At 38.4% G+C, this 17,819-nt stretch carries 14 protein-coding genes; 9 read left to right on the forward strand and 5 right to left on the reverse strand.

Going from position 1 to position 17,819, the window contains the following annotated elements; genetic code table 11:
* Positions 1-331: 331 nt before the first annotated feature.
* From EFD62_RS12120 to EFD62_RS12130, 3 genes are all read right to left on the reverse strand, one after another.
* On the reverse strand, positions 332-904 hold the full coding sequence (locus tag EFD62_RS12120) for a MerR family transcriptional regulator (protein WP_069193663.1): 573 nt from the start codon (positions 902-904) through the stop codon (positions 332-334).
* A 211-nt stretch (positions 905-1,115) separates the two neighbouring features.
* A complete protein-coding gene (locus EFD62_RS12125; protein WP_069193664.1) occupies positions 1,116-2,072 on the reverse strand; it encodes an RluA family pseudouridine synthase in 957 nt (318 codons plus the stop codon).
* Positions 2,073-2,163: 91 nt separating this feature from the next.
* A complete protein-coding gene (locus EFD62_RS12130) occupies positions 2,164-2,955 on the reverse strand; it encodes a YesL family protein (RefSeq protein ID WP_069193665.1) in 792 nt (263 codons plus the stop codon).
* A 271-nt stretch (positions 2,956-3,226) separates the two neighbouring features.
* Between EFD62_RS12130 and EFD62_RS12135 the strand changes: the two genes are divergently transcribed.
* The 6 genes from EFD62_RS12135 to EFD62_RS12160 all read left to right on the forward strand — a co-directional run bounded on the left by EFD62_RS12135 (position 3,227) and on the right by EFD62_RS12160 (position 11,192).
* Complete coding sequence (locus EFD62_RS12135; protein WP_069193666.1) at positions 3,227-4,174, forward strand: ABC transporter permease; 948 nt, start codon at positions 3,227-3,229, stop codon at positions 4,172-4,174.
* A 19-nt stretch (positions 4,175-4,193) separates the two neighbouring features.
* Positions 4,194-5,066: a carbohydrate ABC transporter permease gene (locus tag EFD62_RS12140; RefSeq protein ID WP_069193667.1), complete on the forward strand. Its 873-nt coding sequence runs from the start codon at positions 4,194-4,196 to the stop codon at positions 5,064-5,066.
* 51 nt (positions 5,067-5,117) lie between these two features.
* On the forward strand, positions 5,118-6,617 hold the full coding sequence (locus tag EFD62_RS12145) for an extracellular solute-binding protein (RefSeq protein ID WP_083225094.1): 1,500 nt from the start codon (positions 5,118-5,120) through the stop codon (positions 6,615-6,617).
* 206 nt (positions 6,618-6,823) lie between these two features.
* Positions 6,824-8,647, forward strand: coding sequence for a sensor histidine kinase (locus EFD62_RS12150; RefSeq protein WP_128706208.1), 1,824 nt, complete (start codon positions 6,824-6,826; stop codon positions 8,645-8,647).
* The gene (locus EFD62_RS12155; protein WP_128706209.1) at positions 8,641-10,272 is read left to right on the forward strand and encodes a response regulator transcription factor; all 1,632 of its coding nucleotides are present in this window, start codon (positions 8,641-8,643) and stop codon (positions 10,270-10,272) included. Before EFD62_RS12150 ends, EFD62_RS12155 begins: the two co-directional genes overlap by 7 nt.
* Before the next feature lie 80 nt (positions 10,273-10,352).
* Positions 10,353-11,192 carry a sugar phosphate isomerase/epimerase family protein gene (locus EFD62_RS12160; protein WP_069193671.1) on the forward strand — a complete coding sequence of 280 codons (840 nt, stop codon included), beginning with the start codon at positions 10,353-10,355 and terminating at the stop codon, positions 11,190-11,192.
* Between the two features lie 7 nt (positions 11,193-11,199).
* Here the strand turns inward: EFD62_RS12160 and EFD62_RS12165 are convergent, their stop codons facing one another.
* Entirely contained in the window at positions 11,200-12,498 is a 1,299-nt protein-coding gene (locus EFD62_RS12165) for a glycoside hydrolase family 28 protein (protein WP_069193672.1), read from the reverse strand.
* A complete protein-coding gene (locus EFD62_RS12170) occupies positions 12,498-13,622 on the reverse strand; it encodes a glycoside hydrolase family 88/105 protein (protein ID WP_069193673.1) in 1,125 nt (374 codons plus the stop codon). The genes EFD62_RS12165 and EFD62_RS12170 overlap by 1 nt, the downstream gene beginning before the upstream one ends.
* 163 nt (positions 13,623-13,785) lie before the next feature.
* Between EFD62_RS12170 and EFD62_RS12175 the strand changes: the two genes are divergently transcribed.
* The 3 genes from EFD62_RS12175 to EFD62_RS12185 all read left to right on the forward strand — a co-directional run bounded on the left by EFD62_RS12175 (position 13,786) and on the right by EFD62_RS12185 (position 17,816).
* Complete coding sequence (locus tag EFD62_RS12175) at positions 13,786-14,652, forward strand: AraC family transcriptional regulator (protein ID WP_083225095.1); 867 nt, start codon at positions 13,786-13,788, stop codon at positions 14,650-14,652.
* A 110-nt stretch (positions 14,653-14,762) separates the two neighbouring features.
* Positions 14,763-16,292 carry a tagaturonate reductase gene (locus EFD62_RS12180; protein WP_083225096.1) on the forward strand — a complete coding sequence of 510 codons (1,530 nt, stop codon included), beginning with the start codon at positions 14,763-14,765 and terminating at the stop codon, positions 16,290-16,292.
* A gap of 24 nt (positions 16,293-16,316) precedes the next feature.
* A complete protein-coding gene (locus tag EFD62_RS12185) occupies positions 16,317-17,816 on the forward strand; it encodes a UxaA family hydrolase (protein WP_069193674.1) in 1,500 nt (499 codons plus the stop codon).
* Positions 17,817-17,819: the final 3 nt, after the last annotated feature.

Here is a 17,819-nt window from a genome sequence, read left to right on the forward strand (position 1 = left end):
GTAGATTAGAGAACTACATTTAAAAGCATTCACCCCCACCGCCCTCAAGGGCTCGTCCTCATCGCCGGACGGGCTAGACCTCACAAAATTAAAAGCGGTGAGAAAAAGGACAGAATACCCTATTATAATCAATTATGGCCAAATCGAATCAAATTTATGTATAAAACTCGGCAAAACTGGCAATAATATATAATGAAGAAATGATTTAAGGTAACATTCTGTAAACTTCAAAAATTCAAAATTTCTTGCTAAGGAGGATTGTAAAAATTCCGATACACAAAATTATTTACATTACCAAAACAAAAGGGGCAGTAGTCCCCTTTTGTTTTGGTTATTTAAAAACCTTTTTTTTAAGGCGTTTTAACAGACCATCTTTGTTTTTTTCTCTCCACATTCCTATAGAGCGGTCAACATTTTCAAAATGCTTGTCAAGCTTACTTTCAAGCCTCCTGACATTATTTTCAAAACATGCCCCGAGCTCAAGCTTAGTTTTATTGAGCTCGTTGCTCATATGCTCCTTTGCCAACTCTACCTCTACAGAAAAGCTGTTGGTCAGCTGCTTTTCGAATTCTTGGAAGAAAGTTTTTATATCAAGGGTACTTTCGGTGTAATTTGGCTTTGCTACAGGTACAGTAATATCCTCAGTCACGACTGGGGGAGGTTCTGTTATCACATTTTCCGATTGCAGAATTTTTTTTATAGCCTTAATCTCGAGTCCTTCATCCCTCATAGCCTTAATCTTATACATAATATTGGCAAGTTCTGGCGTATAGTACCGTCTACCCCTTTTGTCCTTTGGGACATACAGATTGAACTCCCTTTCATAATATCTTAAAGTATGATCGGTAACATTGAGATATCTGCTAAGCTCTGTGATGGAATAACGGTCTTTTAAAACTTCCACTTAAATACCTCCATTTCTTTTTTTGAAGCATATTTATAAAGCTGGTTAGCTGCAAATTTAGAAAACTATACTTTCTGGAAACAAACAGTTCATTGCATTTCGATATAGCCCATAGATCATTTGTACCAAGGGGCACAATAAACTAATACCTTTGTAATGAAGGCAAGTACTATAATAACACCAATACCTTATTGTGTAAATGTTTAGACGATTATTTTCTCAATATTTCCAGAACGGATTTCATGTCACCGGGTATTGGCGCAGTAAGTTCAAGGGTTTTTTTGGTGAAAGGATGCAAAAAGACAGCCCTTGTGGAGTGAAGTGCTTGCCTGTCAAGGATTTCGGGGGTTATGAAAGAAAGACTGTTTCGGGTAATATAGGATTCATTGCCCAAAACAGAGTCGGGAGTATCGGCGAAAGGGTATAGGGTATCACCGATAAGAGGATGACCGATGGCTTGGCAGTGAACCCTTATCTGATGAGTCCTTCCGGTCTCCAGTCTGAATTTAACCAATGTAGCGTCATTTAGACGCTCCAGTACCGTATAGTGAGTCACGGCAGGGTCCCCATCAGCAGAAATATGCCTTAGCATTATGCTTCCGGGTTTTCTGGCAATGGGAAGATCTATTGTCCCACTGTCGCTATCTAAGACATTGTGCACAATACCAATGTACTCTTTGAGAAAGGTTTTGTCATTCATCTGACGAATAAGGAATTCTTGGGAATAAGGATTTTTGGCAAATATAATAATACCGGAGGTATCTCTGTCCAGTCTTATAACCGGGCGAACCTTTTTAATGATCCCCTTTTTCTTAAGATGAAACGATATGGCATTGGCAAGGGTACCGGTGGGGTGCGAAGATGTAGGATGTACAACGATGCCGGGCTGTTTGTTCAAAGCAATAAAGGCCTCATCTTCATAGATTATATCTATGGGTATGTCCTGAGGCTCAGTGAGCATGGATGACTCATCAAAGTCCAGGTCCACTTCGATAATATCTTTTTCGCAGACAGTGGCATTGACATAAACAGGAGATTGGTTGCATAGAATTTTACCCTGATACTTTAGCTTTTTAATGAGCCTTTCGGAAAGCTTAAGCTGGTTTTTCAATATATATTTTACGGTCTTACCCGAGGTTTCTTTATCAACTGTATATTTTAAATTCAAATGTTATCACCATATAAATATTATTACAGCATAGTCAAAAATTCAAGGCTTAATGAAGTCCTATGCAACAAGGGGACTTTTGAAAATTGGATTAAGTGTTTGTCGGATCAATTAAATACTTCTTTACTGCAGTATGGGCATGATAATTTATTATAAGACCTATTGTCGCTGAGGATAAAAATGCAAAACCCAATATGCCTACAGGCAGGAAAATTGATAATAGAATTATTAATCCTAAACATAATAAATAGACAAAAAAGTTCTTAATGAAGTTTATTATTGTAAGTATAAATGCGTTTTTATATACTTGCAAAACCGTCAGATTAATTGTAACCATAATCTGATATATGTACATGTGCATTATTGAAAAGAATACGAATTCAAGCAAAACCAAACAATATACAGCTATACCGATTATGCTTGTCTGGGCGCGGAAAAAATTCAGTTCATAAAGCAAAACAGCTGTTATAGCTATATCAATTAATGATACCATCAAGCTCTGCTTCCAATTTTTCTTTGATTGTTTAACAAAATCACTGAGAATGAAGGCATGTTCTTCTCTTGCAAAGTTTCTCAGAATATAAGTAAAACCAGCTTGAAAAGGACCGACTGTAACTATGGGTACACATACCAGAAGACTAATTGTAATATATCCTATATAATAGTTTAGACTTAACAATTCCTTATCATTGGTAAAGAAATAACTGCTGAAGAAAAATGCAATTAAAATTGCCGGAAGATTTAATATAATACTCATCAGGTTCAGCAAAACTATATTGGTAAACTTATCCGTATAAATATCAATAAACTTTTTTAGTCTGGATCTGTTATCTTTCTTTTCTAACTCCTGTGATTTAAAGGGTTCATTTGAAAGACTCGACATTTTGCTTTGCACATCCTTTAAGGTTAATTCTTAAATTGCTTATTTCCATTTCCTATGAAGGGGATGAAGCAATAATCATTCTATCAAGTGTAGCTAATATATTCAATGGAAAATAAGATCAAATTCTGCTAATGTAAAAAATATGAACAAAACAACAAAATTGTCATGTAGAAATCAGGTAGCAATTTTTATAACATTTTGAAGTAAGGCAACTTGAGATAAATCAGAGTAGAACAGAAATGATTTTGCATGTTTAAAAGGAGAGAGAAAAATGAGTACGAACACAACAGTTGTTGCTGAAAAAGGGATGGTAAAACAGAAAAGTCGTAGTGAGTTTGCTAGAAAATTCCATCGCCAAAAACCTATTCTCATTCTTTTGATTCCGGGGATACTATGGTATATTATATTTAAATATACCCCAATGCTTGGAGCATTGGCAGCATTCACTGATTATGGAACAAAAGCTAAAATATCTTTTATTGGCTTTGAGAATTTTATACAACTATTTACATCCCCTGGATTTTGGGGAGCTTTTCGTAACACTTTAATTATCAGCTTTTGTAATTTGCTATTTTATTTTCCGCTTCCGATTATTCTAGCACTTTTAATGAATGAACTCATATTTGTAAGACTCAAACGACTTGTGCAGTTTATTGTTTATATACCGCACTTCTTTTCTTGGGTTGTAGTAGGAGCAATATTTGCAATGCTATTGTCGCCTAGTGAAGGTATTGTAAATCAGATAATCATGTCTTTAGGAGGAGACCCGATATATTTTATGGCTGACCAGAATTGGTTCAGATCGGTGCTTGTGGGATCATATATGTGGAGAGACGTGGGTTACGGTACTATTATTTATATTGCTACAATTTCCACTATTGATGTTCAGCTATATGATGCGGCTACTGTCGATGGAGCTGGATATTGGCAGAAAATGCTGTATGTTACGTTGCCGTCTTTGAAAAGCACTATTGCAACTGTTCTCCTGCTTACTGTTGCGCGTGTACTTCTTATATTCGAACAGGTGCTTGTCATGTATGTACCATCTGTTTACAGTGTTAGTGAAGTATTGACTACATATTCATTTACCGAAGGCCTTCTTAATGGAAACATTGGATATGCAACTGCGGTAAGTCTCTTTACAGCTGTGGTAAGTGCAATATTGGTAATAGGCTGCAATAAAATCAGCAAGAAGTTCCTAGGAGAAGGTATTATTTAATTAACGGGGGGTGAATAAAGTGAGTAGAGAGAGTTCAGGAACACTACAGTATACAAGCGTTGGAAGAAAAGTGTTTAATATAGCAAATGCCTTGTTTTTATTTCTTGTGAGCATGGCAGTTCTTATTCCGCTTCTCATTGTAATAGTAACATCTCTTTCGCCGGATTCGGTAGTGGCGAGAGAAGGGTATGTTCTCATTCCTCAGGGAATTACCTTTGAGAACTACACTAAGATATTTAAAAGCGGATATATGTCAGCGTTTCGCAATTCAATTATAGTTACAATTTCTTCCACACTGGTTTCAATGGTACTGACAGTGGTGATGGGATATGCAATGGCTCAAAAGGATCTTATAGGAAAGAAATTTTTGATAAGGTTCGTTGTTGCCACTATGGTTTTAGATGCGGGTATTATACCGTTTTATCTGGTTGTAAAGAATTTAGGTATGATAGATAGTTATCTGTCTCTCATTATACCTACAGCAATTTCAACTTATAATCTTATTCTGATGAAGAACTATATGAGCTCAATACCTACAAGTCTTATCGAAGCAGCAAGAATTGACGGGTGCTCGGAGTTGGGAATTTTGTTCAGGATTGTAATTCCCGTTTCCATACCTATTATCGCAGCAGTAACATTATTCTATACGGTTTCACATTGGAACAACTACCTTCACGTGGTTATGTTTATTAACGACAGTAGCAAATATACACTTCAGGTTTTATTAAGACAGCTGATATTCCAATCGGAATCTGCGATTTCATCTGCATCGGCGTTAAATAACTTTAAAATGGCCGTTATGGTAATGACTATGATACCAGTACTGATTTTATATCCTTTTATACAGAGATACTTTATATCCGGCATTATGCTGGGATCGATAAAAGAATAATTTTTCTAAGCAACACATTTATTATATAATTATAAGAAAGGGGAAAAGAAAATGGTTTTGAAAGGAGCAAAAAAAATGCTTTTTGGAAGAAGACTTTCAGCATTGTTGCTTTGTTCTGTAATGTCAGTTTCTTTACTTGCCGGATGTCAAAATGATAAGAAGACATCGGAAGATGGAGCAGAGGAAAGGGTTAAGTTGACTTTTTGCATGTCCCAGACAGGTTGGGGAGGAGAAGCTGTCGACCCTGAACTAATGAAGGAAGTTGAAAAATATATTGAGGAGAAGACAAATACTGATCTGGAAATCATAGCACCTCCACAGAGCAGTTATAATGACAAGTTGAATGTTCTTTTGACTTCAGGTGAGATTCCGGATATATTTGTAGTAAGAAAAGCAATGGATAATATTCAGGTTATGGCTTCGAGGGGCTATACAATGCCTATGGATGACCTGATAAAAAATGCTCCGGAGATTACGTCACTGGTTGACCCAGAGTATTTAGATTATCTCAAGGTAAATGGAAGCCTTCAGGCTGTGCCTATGTATGTGCCGATGTCTAAAATCATCTGGCTTAGAAAAGACTTTATGGATCAATATGGAGTAAATCTCTCCGAAACACCTACAACTCAAGAGTTCTATAATGAGATGAAGAAGTTGGCAGGAAAGGGTATTACACCATTCACATTCCCAAAATTTCTTGATAATCTGCCATTTTTCTTTAATCCTTTTGGTGCTTACTATGGCATCGGAGTTGATAAAGACGGAAAATATTACGATGGATTCAATACTCCGGAAGCAAGAGAGGCACTTAGCTATGTTGCAAAGCTTTATAAAGATAAGATTTGGGATCAGGAATTCCTAACCAATGAAAATGCAACCATTAGAGAAAAATTGTTTTCAGGAAAAGCAGCATCCACCATAGACTATTTTAACAGATATATATATTTTGTTAATGAAAGCGAGAAAGTTAACGCAACTACAGAGTTTGTTCCTATATATGAACTCAAAGGACCTAACGGTCAGGGTGGAAACTTGAATGAGGCTATTCAGGATGTAATCTGTATCTCCTCAAAGTCAAAACATCCTGAAAAGGCAATGGAAGTAATCAAGTATTATTTCTACTCCCAGGAAGGTGTCAAGTTAAGGTGCCTTGGGGTAGAGGATAAGCACTACACTATTGAAAACGGTTATATCAAACCTATGGAGAAAGCTTTAAATTCAGGTTATAAATGCGATGTAAATCAGTTCTTGTTATACTACCCTAAATTTACAGATTATGGATTCAAATGGGATGAAAGTACAGAGAAATTACTGCCTCGCCAGATGGAACTTGTGGAAGAAGCAAACAAACACTTAGGACCGAAATATTTGATACCTGGAGGAAAGTCAGACCTTTATGACAAGAATCTATCGGCATATAAGAAAAAGATTGATGAGATTTCATCAAAGATTATTCTAGGTACTATTACTGTAGATGAAGGCTATGAAGAATATGAAGCATTCTGGAAGAGCATTAAAGGTGATCAAATGTTAGAGCAATTAAATAATTAGTATCCTCTTTCAATATAAAAATATATATTCTTGAACTTGTAGTTGAGGCTGCAGGATGCGGGATAATCTCTCATCCTGCAATTTCATTTTAGATATAGTGGCAGTCAAAGTAATTGAGATAATGTAGGCCAGACATTCCATTCATCTTTATGTATACCTGTGATATAATAAATTTATAGTGTTTTATTAGGTTGGGGTTTTAGTTTATGAGGCGTAATTATAATGCTGAGGTTAAACAAATCAAAAGTGATCATAGAATATTTACTACAAAGAAAAAGATCATTTTCTACTTCTTTATAGCTGCCCTTATTATCTTCTTTATTTTTAACTGGATGTTTTACAGGATGTATTCAGAGAATATTGAGCAGATTTTAATCACAGAAAGCAAAAACGGATTAAGCAAGACAATGGAATATGTAGACATGATTATAAAAAACATGGAGTACACTGCCGATGTTGTGCAAAATAATCTTCAAATACAGAACAAGCTTGAGAATGGGGACCAGGACAAACCCAATGATTATTTTGTCGACAAGGATATTGTAGATACCCTTAAAAGTATTGTTACGTATTCTTCCAATAGCGCTGCTTCCATTGACCTGTATCTTTATATAAGCAAAAAGCTGTATACCAGTGATTATGGCGTCTATTCCGAGCAGCCGAGAGAAGTGACGGATTATTATAGGGAGCTTGTGGATAAGAAATTCTTTCTAACGGATGGATACCGCAAAAAGCTTGGTTTCTTACCGGACAGAAACTACGAGCAAATCACTATGATAAGACCTATGTATGTATTGTCTACCGGTGCAAAATCCGGGGTACTGGCGGTGAATTTCGATAAGTATTATATCAAGAATATCATTCGCAGCAAATCCGAATACAATAATATGATTTTGGACAGCAGCAATAACACAATGATTAGCACTTTTATAGATAAAAACGTATTTGTTCAAGAGCAAATAGAAAATCTTAAATCCTATTTTGAGGGAGAAAGTGGAGAAAAATTGTGCTGGATTGATGGAGAAAAGTATGTTCTGGTATACGATACATCAAAATACTCCGGTTGGAAGTATGTAACCTTAGTTCCCGCAAGCTCATCAATGCAGCAAATGACAGAACTTAGAAACTCTATATTTATTCTTTTTCTCATTATGAATGTGGTAACTGCAGCTACTCTTATTCTTCTGCTATCCAAGACTGTTTACAGAAAACTGAACAGGCTAATCGTCTCCATGAGACAATTGGAAAAGGGAAATTTCAATATACACATCAGGCATAAAGATACAGATGAGTTTGGATTTATTTATTCCAGATTTAATGATATGGTGGAGAAAATACGTTATCTCTTTGGAGAGCTTTACACGCAGAAACTACTGCAGAAAGACGCGGAATTGAAGCTTTTGCAGTCAAAAATCAATCCTCACTTTATATATAATATTTTTGACAATATGAACTGGCTGATTCAATTGGAGCGGTATGAAGAGCTTGAAATATTGGTAGACTCCGTATCAACTTATTTCAAACGCAGCCTCAACGCAGGGAAAGATTTTATCTCGGTGGCAGATACTCTACAGCAGTTGGAGAGTTATGTCAAGATACAAAAAATCCGCTTTAAAGACCGTTTTGAATGCACTTTTGATTTTGATGATGAAATTATTGAAATGATGATACCAAATTTTATGCTGCAGCCTCTGTTGGAAAACGCTATCTGTCACGGTGTAGAGCCGAAGACAGGAGAAAGCCTGATACAGGTCAAAGGAATCAGGATTCGTAACAAGGTCTTCTTTACAATTGAGGATGATGGCGCAGGCATAAACTCCGATACATTGAAAAAAATCTCCGACTTTCTCGCAAACGACAAGGTCGATGAAGATAATTATTTTGCTCTTGCAAATATCAATAGACGCATCAAGCTTTACTATGGCGAAGAATACGGTCTGAGCATACGCAGTACTGAGAGTGTTGGGACTAAGGTTACAGTTATTATACCTTTTAATTTTAATAAGCCTTTGGAGGGGAAGTTATGCTAAAGATGCTTATAGCTGACGATGAGCAGATTATTCTGGACGGACTTAAGCAAAGTATTGATTGGAAAAGCTATGACATTGAAATTGCAGGAACAGCAAGAAATGGTATTGAAGCACTGGAACTGGTAAATACCTTGAAAGTCCACATTGTCGTCACTGACATCAGGATGCCGGGATTAAGCGGCCTTGAGCTCGTAAAGGAGATTCGCAAAGCCAGACAGGAGGTTAGAATCATAATCATCAGTGCCTATGAACAGTTTGAGTTTGCACAGGAAGCGATTTCCCTCGGTGTGCTATCCTATATTACAAAGCCACTAAAAAAGAAAAAGATTATAGATGAGGTTTTAAAAGCGCGGGACGCTATTTTGAAAGAAAAGCGGGAAAGAGAAAGCATAACCCGATTGGAAGAGCTGTACAAAAATAATCTTCCTATCTTAAGAGAGCATTTTCATAATAATTTGATTATGGGCAGAGCAAGACTTACGGGAGACTTTACCAAACAGTTTGCCTTGTATGAAATTGACCTTGATAACTCAAATGTGGGTGTGGCAGTATTTACTATTGACGATCAAACAGAGACTCCTGATGAATTCTTTGAAAAGAGTTTCCAGCTTATAAATTTAAGAATTGCTGAAATGGCTAGGGAGTTTCTCCCTGAATGCTACAAAAAGATTGTGTTTCAAAGCTATAACAATGAAGTAGTGATGATATACAATGCGGGGTGTGAGTTTACTGCTGCTATTAAAGATGTTACTCTAACGGCTGAAAAAATTAAGAACTCAATACGCCTTGAAACAAAAGTATCTGTCAGTGCCGGAGTGGGAAGAATCTATCCTCATATTAGGGATGCTTCTCTTTCGTATCAGGAAGCTGTAAAGGCACTTAATTATCGGTTGGTTTATGGAAATAATACTGTACTGTATATAGACAATGTCGATATGAAAGAGATGAAGCATGCGCATCTTTTCAATGACCTCATTGAAATACTCAGAAACCTTCAGAACATTCTTTCTACAGGCAAAGCCGATGAGGTAAAGAAGCTTACCAGAGCAAAAATTTCTCAGATAATTAGCTGCGGAAGCATTCCATATTACTATGTGCAGCAGGTATATTGTCAGCTTTTGTCGTCGATGTTAAGGACACTTTATGAGATGAACATATCCCCGGAACAGTTGTATGGAACTCCTGTACATCTATACGGAGAGTTTTTCAAAAAGAAGACTCTCGACGAGATTGAGGAATGGTATGATGACCTGGTGGAACGGGCATGTGCGGTTATCAACCAAAAAAAAGCGGAAAAGGCGGGATGGGTAATAAATTCTGCAGTGAGCTATATAAAAAAGAATTGCAAGAGGGATATATCCCTTGGTGAAGTGGCGGAGTTTGTTAATCTTAATCCTTCCTACTTAAGTCGGCTTTTTAAGGAGGAAATGGGCATTCAGTTTGTGGAATATGTTAGAAATGTAAAGATGGAACTTGCAAAGGAAATGCTGAAAAACAGCAGCAAGAAAATCTATCAGATCTGCGAGGAGCTCGGCTATCAAAACGTCCAGTACTTTTCCACCGTCTTTAAAAATACCGTCGGCATGACCCCTGTTGAATACAGAAAAATGAGTATGGCTGAGTAAATCAAGGAATTGAAAAAGTATACGAAGGCACAAGGAAAATATTTTTGCATTTGAATACAAGCATTATAGGAGGAATAGAAATGAGAATAGGTGTAAGAGCCCATGATTTGGGAAAACAATCGGTGGAAGAACTGGCACAAAAAATATCTGAAATGGGCTTTGACTGTATACAATTGGCACTTTCAAAGGCAATTTCCGGAATGGATTTCAGCTTAGGAAAGCTGAATCCCGGGATGGCTTGGCGAATCGGGAAAACCTTTGAACGGTATGGAATACAGATTGCAGTATTAGGCTGTTATATCAACCCTGTGCATCCAGATAAGGAAGAGAGGAGACGTCAAATTGAGAGATTCAAAGAGCACTTGAGATTTGCACGGGGTTTCGGCTGCGGAATTGTAGCAACCGAAACCGGTTCTATCAATGCAGACTTTTCATTCCATCCGGATAATCATGGAGAGAAGGCTTTTGGTGAATTGGCAGATAGTGTAAAGGAAATGACCGATGAGGCAGAACGTTTTGGTGTGATTGCAGCAATTGAAGGGGTTACTCGATATGTGACCCATACTCCGGAAAGGATTGCCAAACTACTTGAAGTTGTTGATTCAAATAATCTTCAGGTGGTTTTTGATCCGGTCAATTTAATTTCTATTGATAATTACCACGACCAAGAGGGTGTCATCACAAGATCCTTTGAGCTTTTTGGAGATCGTATTGTCATACTGCATGCCAAGGATTTTGTCGTATCCGAGGGACGAATGATTACGGTTCAGGCTGGAAAAGGAATGCTGAACTACGACCTCCTTTTTAAGCTGCTCAAAGCGAATAAGCCGGATATTAATATACTGATGGAGAATGCCAAACCCGAAACCATGGTTGAAGGAATAGCATATCTAAGAACGAAATATTTCAATGCACTTTGATTTTGCTTTACTCACTAATGTCAAAATTGCAGGAGGTTAGGCGAATTCCGTAGGAATTATCAAATTCAGCCGCCAAACCTTCCTGTCCGTATATTGTTACATGGTCAAAACAGATATCCTCTGTGTTGCAGCAATAGATCCCTCTCTTTTTCATCGGCTGAAGGCCGCACATCATTGCAGGTATTTCCTCCGTCGGGTTTTCTGCCATTGAAACAGCAACATGGCTAAAGGTTATTTGGCTTACAGGCATCTCCGGAAGTCCGAATATAAATACGGCAGCAGCACGGGCATTTCGTGCAATGATATTGCAGAATCGAATGTTCCTAAAAATCGGCGTAGAGGAAGAAACGAGGTGGGCAGACCTGTCCTGAACTTCATTACTTTTTCCTCCTTCGCCACAAAAATAGTACTTATTCATAACTATTGGGCACATTACATCATTCATTACCAGATTGCTGACTAAAATATCTTCGACAATACCGCCTCTTCCTCGACGGGTTTTCAGGCGTATTCCTCTATCGGTGCCTTCAAATACACAATTGGAAATGACAACGTTTCGAACTCCTCCGCTCATTTCGCTTCCGATAACCACTCCTCCATGACCGTGTACCAGGGTACAGTTGACGATGGCGATATTCTCGCAACTAATTCTGGTATTACACTTTTCCGTACCGGATTTGATGGTAATACAATCGTCTCCAACATCTACATAGCAATTGGAAATACGTACGTTTTTGGATGAGTCGGGGTTTATTCCATCGGTATTTGGCGAGTCTGGAGGATTTATGATTGCAATATTATTAATTGTAACGTTGTTGCAACGAATGGGATTAATCGTCCATGCCGGTGAATTGATGAGTGTTATTCCATCGAGGGTTATTCGGCAGGAATCTTCAAAACTAATCAGGCGGGGCCTGGGATAAGATAGTGCTCCTGCTTTAAACTGCTTCCACCAAAAATCTCCCTGACCGTCAAGGGTGCCTTGTCCCGTGATAGATACGTTATCTAGATTTCTGCCGTAAATCATGGGCATGTATGCCTCATGTTCGGCACCTTCCCATTGGGAGCGAATGATGGGATAGTCTGAAGGGTTTTGTGAAAAAACAACGCGTGCTCCGGCACTTAAGTAGAGGTTCACATTGCTTTCCAATTCAATGGCACCTGTAAGAAAAGTTCCTGAGGGTACATATACTGTACCGCCACCGCTGTTAAAGCATGCCTGAATGCAAGAGGCAAAAGCCGATGTACTTAAAACTGCGCCGGTAGCATCGGCTCCGAATTGTGTAATATCAAATATTGTAGACATTATATCTTATCTCCTTCGTATGGTATTTTATCTCCGAGTCTTATTATTTCTGCTACTGCTAAAATGAGAGGACCGTAGCCTTTATAATCATTTGTGACTACGGGCTCGCTGATATAGTATGAAAATGAACCGTCACGATAGGGATTTCCTCCAAGTCCTGCGACAGAACAGACGTTTTTAAGATCGACAAAACCGTCAGTAGTGAAGTCGATAAAGTGTTCTAAGATACCGTCAAATGCCTTACGGATATGGGGGATGTATTTATCATCGAGATATCCCATGCGAATTCCTTTTGCCAGAGCATATGTAAACATACATGATGCGGAGGATTCCGGATAGTTTCCAGCTTCGTCCGCTTTATCGAGAACTTGATACCACACTCCCAGTGAGGAATCTTGTACCGAAACAATAGCTTCTGCAAGGTCGCAGAGAATTGCAATAATGGTGCTTCTTTTCTTATGATTTTCAGGGAAAAAGTCTAGTATATCTACAAGGGCCATAGAGTACCAGCCCATGGCGCGGCCCCAGAAATGCGGAGAACAACCGGTGATGTCATCCGACCATTTCATGCCCTTGCTTTCGTCCCAGGCATGGTAAAGAAGTCCGGTTTTTGGGTCTCGAGTTTGCTCATTGATTAAAATAACCTGAAGGGCAATATCATCAAAGTCCTTTAGAGTATTCATCATCGACGCATATTGGGCGTAAAATGGAGAGCACATATATATACCGTCAAGCCACATTTGGTGAGGGTATATTTTTTTATGCCAAAATCCCCTCTGAAGATTTCGTGGCTGAAGATAAATCTGATTTCGAAGCACTGAAGCCGCTTTCATATAACGTTCATCACCGGTAAATCTGTATAAAAACAGAAGAGTTTTTCCGGGATTTATGTGATCGAGATTTAGCTCGGAAGCATCATAGCCGGATATACTTCCTCCGGCATCTATGAAGCGATCCATATTATCTTTAATGTATCGAAAATAAATATCTTCTTCTGTTTGTTGCCATACGGATTCAATTGATTTAAGTATAAGGCCGAATTCATAACACCATTTCTCCATATACTTCGATTGGCGGTTCATAGCTGAAAAAGCCATTTTTTTCAGAAGAACAGAATTATCCATATTATCAAAACTCCTTTTCCGCTAATGAATTTACTCTTATCTTTTATATTTAGATTATACAATGGCGCAAAAACAAAATCTGCGTGAATCCTGCTTAAAAATATAAATTTCAATCATATATTGCTTAGAGCTATAAGAGCTGATATAATTATCATAAAAGGGGATGGTTGTTATCAGCAACAATATAGAGATTTATTCAACAGAGGATAATGCTTTTTCAATTTCCAGTAGTGATGTAATCGGCTACTTTTCAATGAGTAAAAAGCATGTTCACGAAAAATATGAAATATATTATCTTTTATCAGGGGAGAGGTATTACTTTATAAAGGACCAGGTTTTTCGAATAAAAAAAGGTCATTTGGTCTTTATAAATCAGGGAGAAATGCACAAGACCACCGATGCCGATCTGCCGGATCACAAGAGAATGTTGGTGTATTTTGAAAAGAGATTTATAGAGACTCTTAACGGTTCAGTATCGGCACTTCTCGATTTTATGGCGCAAAAAAAATACAGCGTTATGGAGCTTTCTTTAAGGGATCAGAACTACATTGAAAACATATTTAGGGAGATGACTGAAGAAATAATAAAAAAGCCCACTGGTTTTGAAGTACAGTTGCAGGGACTTTTGATGAAGCTGCTTGTATTTATATCAAGACATGTGGATGAACATAATGAAAAGGAGTACTTTTCCAACTGCCCGAAACACGAAAAGATAGCGGATATTGTGAAGTTTATCAATACCAATTACAGTGAGCAACTGTCCGTCGGTGAAATTGCAGAACGTTTTTATATCAGCCAGTACTATTTGTGCCGTACGTTCAAGGAGATTACCGGATATACAATTGTGCAGTACATAAACACTGTTCGTGTGAAAGAGGCCAAGAAGCTTTTGAGCCACGATAATCTAAAAATGATTCAAGTTGCCGAAAAAACTGGATTTGGCAGTATTGCGCAGTTTAACAGGGTTTTTCGTGAAATTGTCGGATGTTCACCCTTAAACTATAGGAAGTCCTTGGATAATCAACTCTAATTTATACCAGCAATTTTTGCAATATATTTGTCAACTAAAGAGAAGAAATGTGCAAATAAGTTGCTATATAATCATTGTATAAATGTATATCAAATAGAGGTGATGCTCAAGTGGAGGTACTTGGCAGGAATAACGTTAAGGAAAAAAGTTTGAAAAACATATCCAACCTTAAGATAGGTCCTTTGGAATCCTATCCGGAAAAGGTGATTCAGTTTGGTGAGGGCAACTTTTTGCGTGGATTTGTCGACTGGATGTTTAACCGCTTAAATTCGAAGGGATTGTTTAATGGCAGTGTTGCGGTGATTCAGCCTATCAATGGAGGATTAATAGATGTCATCAACAGTCAGGACGGTTTGTATACCCTCATATTGAGGGGGATTCAGAATGGTGAGGTTGTGAATAACTGGGAAGTTATTACGGCTATCAGCCGTGGAATTGATTTGAATTCCAATTTTGAAGAGTTTTTAAAGCTGGCGCAGAATCCGGAACTCAGGGTGGTTGTATCTAATACCACGGAAGCTGGAATAGCGTATTCGCCTGATGACAAACCGGACGATACCCCGCCGGGGTCCTTTCCGGGAAAGTTGACGGTATTTTTATATCATAGATTCAAAGCGTTTGACGGTGATATGAGTAAGGGATTTATTATTATGCCCTGTGAGTTGATTGACAGAAATGGGGACAATCTTAAAAAAATTGTTCTTAGGCTGGCTAAAGAGTGGAAATTGGGCGAACGTTTTGAAGAATGGATTGAGAAGGCGAATTATTTCTTGAATACATTGGTGGACAGGATAGTAACAGGCTATCCGAAGGATGAAATTGAGGATATTACCAATATGCTGGGGTATCGGGATAACCTTGTAGATACTGGAGAGATATTTCACCTTTGGGTAATCGAAGGGGATAAAAAGCTTGAAAGGGAGCTTCCCTTTAGGGAAGCTGGACTAAATGTTCTTTGGACCGATAATATGGAGCCGTACAGGACACGAAAGGTTCGAATACTAAATGGTGCCCACACCATGACAGTATTGGCGGCGTACCTTTACGGACTGGATACTGTGCAGGAATGTATTGATGACAGTATAGTAAATGCATACATGAAAAAAGGTATATATGAAGAGATTATTCCTACGCTTAATCTTCCTGAAGATGAACTTTTGCAATATGCCAAGGATGTGCTGGAGAGATTCTTAAATCCGTTTATAAAGCATTATCTTCTCAGCATTTCCTTAAATTCGGTATCTAAGTTCAAAACTCGTGTGCTTCCGTCTTTGTTGGAGTATGTAAAACTAAGGGATGAATTGCCCAAGATACTTACTTTTTCCCTTGCAGCGCTGTTTGCGTTTTATAAAGGAGATGCTGTGCATGAAGGAGCATTGATTGGCAATAGAAATGGGAATGAATATAAAATCATAGATGACCTGAGTGTGCTGAATACTTTCCTGGATATTTGGAATCAATGGGATGGTTCAAAAGCAGAATTAGAGGCTATCTGTCTTAAACTGCTTGGAAAAGAAGAATGGTGGGAGTGTGACCTAAACAGTATAGCTGGGCTTAGAGAAAAGGTATCAAACTATCTTTTCGATATCATGACAAAGGGAATAGAAAATGTTTTAAAGGATGTAATATCAGAAAGTTAATAGAACAAAGGATGGAAAAATAATATGGATACGAATCGAAACCTAGCACTAAAAATACATGAAAAGGATAACATAGCAGTTGTGCTTGACAATGTCAAAAAGGGGCAGAAGGTTCTGTGCGGTGATGAAGAAATTACAGCAGGAGAAGACATTGACCGGGGACACAAGATTGCGCTGAAAAATATAGAAAATGGTGATGAAGTTGTAAAATACGGTTTTTCCATCGGCTATGCATCAAGAAGCATATCAAAGGGAGAGTATATACACACTCACAACCTAAGAACCGCATTAGATGGAATCCTTGAATACACTTATAATCCGAAATTGCTGCCGTCTGAAGGAATACAATCAAAATCCACCTTTATGGGTTTTGTACGTAGTGACGGCAGGGTAGGTATACGCAACGAAATCTGGATTATAAACACAGTGGGGTGTGTAAATAAAATATCCGAAAGGCTTGCCCGTGAGGCAAATGAGAGATTTAGGGGAGAGATAGACGGGGTATTCGCTTATACCCATCCTTATGGATGTTCACAAATGGGTGAGGATCAGGAAAATACCCAAAAGATTCTTGCCGGCTTGGTGAATCATCCTAATGCGGCAGGTGTATTGGTGTTAGGTTTGGGTTGCGAAAATAACAATATTCCCGAATTCAAAAAGGTGTTGGGACAGATTGATGAAAAGCGTGTCCGCTTTCTTTCGGCTCAGGATGTTGAGGATGAGATCGATGAAGGTCTTAAGATTATTGGGGAACTGGTGGAATATGCCAGTCGATTTAAAAGACAGGAATGTCGAGCCTCAAAGCTTATTGTAGGCCTAAAATGCGGTGGTTCTGATGGTTTTTCCGGAATTACGGCAAATCCTTTGGTAGGTGCTTTCTCAGATATGTTAACCGCACAAGGTGGCATTTCCATCCTTACGGAAGTACCGGAGATGTTTGGCGCCGAAACACTGTTGATGAACAGGTGTGTCGGTAGGGAGGTCTTTGACAAAACCGTAAGGCTGATAAACGATTTCAAGGAATACTATATGAGGCATGACCAGGTGATTTATGACAACCCGTCGCCGGGAAACAAAAAAGGAGGCATTTCCACCCTTGAGGAAAAGTCCCTCGGATGTATCCAAAAAGGCGGAAGAGGAAATGTCACAGATGTATTGGATTATGGAACACCGGCAAAAATGCCCGGACTCAATCTGCTTAAAGGCCCGGGAAATGATATTGTAGCTTCTACAGCACTTACAGCATCGGGTGCACAAATGATTCTTTTTACAACCGGCAGAGGCACGCCGTTGGGGGCACCGGTTCCGACCGTCAAGATATCTACCAATACGGAGCTCTATAAAGGTAAGCATAAGTGGATAGATTTCGATGCAGGAGCATTGATTGAGGGGGCAAAAATGGAGGAATTGGCAAAAGAGTTTTGGCATTATGCAATGGATGTAGCCTCCGGGGAAATATTAACAAAAAATGAAGTCAATGACTGTCGGGAAATTGCCATATTTAAAGACGGCGTTACATTATAGGTT

Source organism: Acetivibrio mesophilus (assembly GCF_004102745.1).
In the GTDB taxonomy this organism is placed as follows: Bacteria; Bacillota; Clostridia; order Acetivibrionales; family Acetivibrionaceae; genus Hungateiclostridium; species Hungateiclostridium mesophilum.